The sequence below is a fragment of the Accumulibacter sp. genome (genome assembly GCF_031732815.1).
GTDB lineage: Bacteria > Pseudomonadota > Gammaproteobacteria > Burkholderiales > Rhodocyclaceae > Accumulibacter.
Window position 1 is genome coordinate 1 of record NZ_JAVMKF010000256.1, and the last position, 2920, is coordinate 2920.

Sequence of the window (2920 nt, forward strand, 5' to 3'; positions counted from 1 at the left end):
TTCGTACTCGCGAATTCCGCCCGGCGCCTGCACTTCGGCGATGTCGCCGGCAAATTTGCCGATCAGCGCGCGGGCGATCGGCGAATTGATCGAAATCTTGCCGGCCTTGATGTCGGCTTCGTCCTCGCCGACGATCTGGTAGCTGACGCGTGCTCCCGAATCCTGATCCTCCAGATCGAGCGTCGCGCCGAAAACACAGCGGCCATCCGCGTCAAGCAGCTTCGGATCGATAATCTGCGCGTTCGCCAGCTTGCTCTCAACCTCCTTGATGCGTCCCTCGATGAAGCCTTGCCTTTCCTTGGCGGCGTCGTATTCGGCGTTCTCCGACAGGTCGCCGTGCGAGCGCGCCTCGGCTATCGCGGCAATTGCCCGGGGTCGCTCGACGGTCTTCAGGTGGTGCAGTTCGGCGCGCAGCCGCTCGGCGCCGTTGACGGTCAGAGGAATCTTGTTCATATCGTTCTTCGCCAGCAGCAGAGCCGATGTGGCCGTGGGTACGGTCGGCCCTGGACAGGGTTGAGGTTGATCAAGCGAGTTGCGCGTGCAGATCCTGGATCGGATAGACGACGAGGTCGCCGCGGTTCCTTATCCCGGCGGCGGCCGCTTCGGCGCCCCAGATCGTCGTGTAGATGGTCACGCGGGCGGCCAGTCCGGACGTGCGGATTGAACGTGAGTCGCTGATCGCCTTGCGTTTTTCGTCGACGGTGTTGATGATCAGGACAATCTCGTTGTTCTTGATCATGTCGACCACGTGCGGCCGGCCTTCGGTGACCTTGTTGACCGGTGTGACGGCGATCCCCGCGGCGGCGATTGCCGCCGCCGTACCACGCGTGGCGAGCAGCGAGAAGCCTGCCGCTTGCAGATCGCGCGCGATGTCTACGGCTTTCGCCTTGTCGGATTCCTTGACGCTGATGAATACCTGGCCCGAACTCGGCAGGCGGACACTGGCGCCCATCTGGCTCTTGACGAAAGCTTCAGAAAAGCTCATGCCGACACCCATCACCTCGCCAGTCGATTTCATCTCGGGGCCAAGGATGGTATCGACCCCGCGGAACTTGATGAACGGGAAGACGGCTTCCTTGACCGAGAAGTAGTCGGGAATAACTTCGTGCGTGACGCCCTGGCTGGCCAGCGACTGGCCGACCATGCAGCGAGCGGCGATCTTGGCCAGCGGCAGGCCGGTCGCCTTGGAGACGAAAGGCACCGTGCGCGAAGCCCGCGGGTTCACTTCCAGAACGAAAACGACGCCGTTCTGGATCGCGAACTGCACGTTCATCAGACCACAGACGTTCAGCCCCTTCGCCATCAGGCGGGTTTGCCGACGCAATTCGTCCTGCAAGTCAGGCGACAGCGTGTAGGGCGGCAGCGAGCACGCCGAATCGCCGGAATGGACGCCCGCCTGCTCGATATGTTCCATAACGCCGCCGATAAGCACCTGCTCACCGTCGCAAAGCGCATCGACGTCAACTTCGCTCGCGTCGTTCAGGAAACGGTCGAGAAGAACCGGCGAATCGTTCGAGACCTTGACCGCTTCGCGCATGTAGCGCTGCAGGTCGCGTGCGTCGTGTACGATCTCCATCGCCCGTCCGCCGAGAACATACGACGGGCGAACGACCAGCGGGTAGCCAATTTCGCCCGCCAGGCGCAGCGCATCGTCCTCGGTCCGCGCAGTGCGGTTCGCCGGCTGGCGCAAGCCGAGTTCGTGCAGCAGCTTCTGGAAGCGCTCGCGATCTTCCGCTGCGTCGATCATGTCCGGGCTGGTGCCGATGATCGGCACGCCGCAGGCCTCCAGGTCACGCGCCAGCTTCAGCGGTGTTTGCCCGCCAAACTGAACGATCACGCCGACTGGCTTTTCGACCGCAACGATCTCCAGCACATCCTCCAGCGTCAGTGGCTCGAAATACAGGCGATCCGAGGTATCGTAGTCGGTCGACACGGTCTCAGGATTGCAATTGACCATGATCGTCTCATAGCCGTCTTCACGCAGTGCGAGCGCGGCATGCACGCAGCAGTAGTCGAACTCGATCCCCTGGCCGATCCGGTTCGGACCTCCCCCGAGCACCATGATCTTCTGGCGTTCGCTCGGACGCGCTTCGCACTCGTCTTCGTAGGTCGAATAAAGATAGGCCGTATCCGTGGCGAATTCGGCAGCACAGGTGTCGACCCGCTTATAGACCGGGCGAACGCCCAGCCGGTAGCGGTGTGCGCGCACTACGTGCTGGGTGGTTTGCAGCAGCGTGGCGAGACGCTTGTCGGAGAAACCGGCGCGCTTCATGCATCGGAACTCGTCATGCGTCAGCGATTCGAGCGATCTGCCGCGCAGTGCCTCGGCCTTGCCGTGCAGGTCTTCGATCTGGGCCAGGAACCAGGGGTCGATCGCCGTCAGACGGTGAATCTCGGCCAGCGAGAGTCCGATCCGGAAAGCGTCGGCAATGTACCAGATGCGTTCCGGGCGCGCCTCGCTGAGCACGGTTTCGATCTCTTCGCGATCCACGCTGCGTTCATCGAAGCCGTCAGAGCCGACCTCGAGACCGCGCAGTGCCTTCTGCAGCGATTCCTGAAACGTTCTTCCAATGGCCATCACTTCGCCGACCGACTTCATCTGCGTGGTCAAGCGCGCATCGGCCTCGGGGAACTTCTCGAAGGCAAAACGCGGAATCTTGGTTACCACATAGTCGATCGAGGGTTCGAAAGAGGCGGGCGTCCGACCGCCGGTAATGTCGTTCGCCAATTCGTCGAGCGTATGACCCACCGCGAGCTTGGCAGCGACCTTGGCGATCGGGAATCCCGTTGCTTTCGACGCCAGGGCGGACGAACGCGAAACGCGCGGGTTCATTTCGATGACGATCATCCGCCCGTCAGTCGGCGAGATGGCGAACTGCACATTCGAGCCGCCGGTATCGACGCCGATCTCGCGCAGCAC

2 protein-coding genes are annotated in these 2920 nt (G+C 62.4%); both read right to left on the minus strand.

Going from position 1 to position 2920, the window contains the following annotated elements; genetic code table 11:
- Positions 1–453, minus strand: a 453-nt coding sequence (greA, locus tag RKP46_RS15300) for a transcription elongation factor GreA (protein ID WP_311107432.1), incomplete at its 3' end; no start/stop codon positions are given.
- Positions 454–523: 70 nt separating this feature from the next.
- Positions 524–2920: carbamoyl-phosphate synthase large subunit (carB, locus tag RKP46_RS15305; RefSeq protein ID WP_311107433.1), on the minus strand; the 2397-nt coding region annotated here is incomplete at its 5' end.